Raw genomic sequence first — 1,580 nt, forward strand, 5'->3', positions numbered from 1 at the left:
GGGGGGTGGCGGCGGGGCGGGGGCGCGCGCCCCCCCCCCCGCTCGGCCCAGCCGTGTGCCCGGCGCACCTCCCCCCGGAGGGGGGCGCGGACGGACGGTAGGGGGGCCATCGACGAAGGGGGAGTCGTGAACACCAGCACCAGCACCAGCAGCGCGAACAGCGGCACGTACCGGGGTGTCCGGGCGACGGCGGCGGGGCGGCGCACGCGGGCCGACGAGCCCGTCGAGGCCGTCGAGGAGCTGTGCGCGGCGGTGTTCACCTCCCTGCGGCGCCGGGACCAGCGCGAGCGCGGCCGGCAGTACGTACGCGGGCTGCTCGCGGCCCAGGGCCGCAAGTCGATCCGGAACATCGCGCAGCAGATGACGGCCGGAGCGGGCGGCGGAGCGGGCGGCGCGGCGGCCGCGGAGCAGAGCCTGCACCACTTCATCGCGGCGTCCACCTGGGACTGGCAGCCGATCCGGGCGGCCCTGTCGCAGTACCTGGCCCGGACTGCTCCGCTCAACGCCTGGGTGGCGCAGCCGATGGCGATCCCGAAGGGCGGGGAGCACTCGGTGGGGGCGGGGCACCGCTTCGACCCGCACCGGGGGCAGATGTTCCGCGGACAGCAGGCGTTCGGGATGTGGTTCACCTCGGCCGCCGTGGTCACGCCCGTGGGCTGGCGGCTGTTCCTCGACGAGGAGCCGGAGGCCACCGACGAGTCGTACGAGGAGTGCGCGGTGACGGCGGTGCTGGACACCGTCCGGGAGGCGCGCGAGTCGGGGGCGGCCACGCGGCCGGTGGTGCTGGACATCCGGGACATCGCGACGCGGGCCACGCTGAACCGCTTCGCGGAGGCGCGGGTCCCGGTGGTGGGGCGGATCAGCCCCGAGGCGCGGCTGCTGGTGACGGACCCGCGGCTGCCCGGCTTCGGCGCGGGCACGCTGGCCGCGCGGGACATCCTGCAGAACGTCAGGGGACTGCGGATGCCGGTGGAATGGCCCGACCCGGAGCTGCCGGGGGCGCGGCGGACCTCGCTGGTGGCGGCCGTCCGCGTGATGGTCCCGGACCCGGCGCCGGGACGGCGGCGCGAAGTGCTGCTGTTCGGGGAGTGGGAGGCGGCCCGGCGGCTGCCGACGCAGCTGTGGGTAACGGACATGGTGCGGACGGAGCCCGGGGCGCTGGTGCGGATGACGAAGACGGCGCAACGGGTGTCGGCGGCGGCCGGGGCCGGTGTGCAGGAGGTCGGCCTGCGGGACTTCTCGGGCCGCTCCCTGCCGGGCTGGCACCGGCACGTCACGCTCGCTTCGGTGGCCCATGCGGCGCGCTGCCTGGCACCGGCCGCAACCCCGGCGACAGGCCGGGCAGCGGCCCCGGCGGCGACGTCGCCGGCGCCGGCGCTCGGGCAGGCCCCCGTCCGGCACAGCCCGGTGCGCCGCCCCCGCGCCCACGCGGCGGTTCTGGCCGGCCGCTGAGCACGCCCACACCGCGGCCGGGGCCCGGCCCCCGCGGGGGCCGCCCCCCGCGCCGCCGGCGCCCCGGCTCCTCGGCGCGCGGCCGGTGCCGGTGCCCGGCCCGGGGGCGGACCGGTTCAGCCTCGGGG

The 1,580-nt window shown here is 78.7% G+C and carries 1 protein-coding gene; it reads left to right on the plus strand.

What is annotated here, in order from left to right; all coding sequences use genetic code 11:
* Positions 1–126: 126 nt before the first annotated feature.
* The gene (locus tag ACFXA3_RS42320) at positions 127–1,452 is read left to right on the plus strand and encodes an IS701 family transposase (protein WP_385196826.1); all 1,326 of its coding nucleotides are present in this window, start codon (positions 127–129) and stop codon (positions 1,450–1,452) included.
* The last annotated feature ends 128 nt before the right edge of the window (positions 1,453–1,580 follow it).

Source organism: Streptomyces sp. NPDC059456 (assembly GCF_042750055.1).
Lineage (GTDB): Bacteria > Actinomycetota > Actinomycetes > Streptomycetales > Streptomycetaceae > Streptomyces.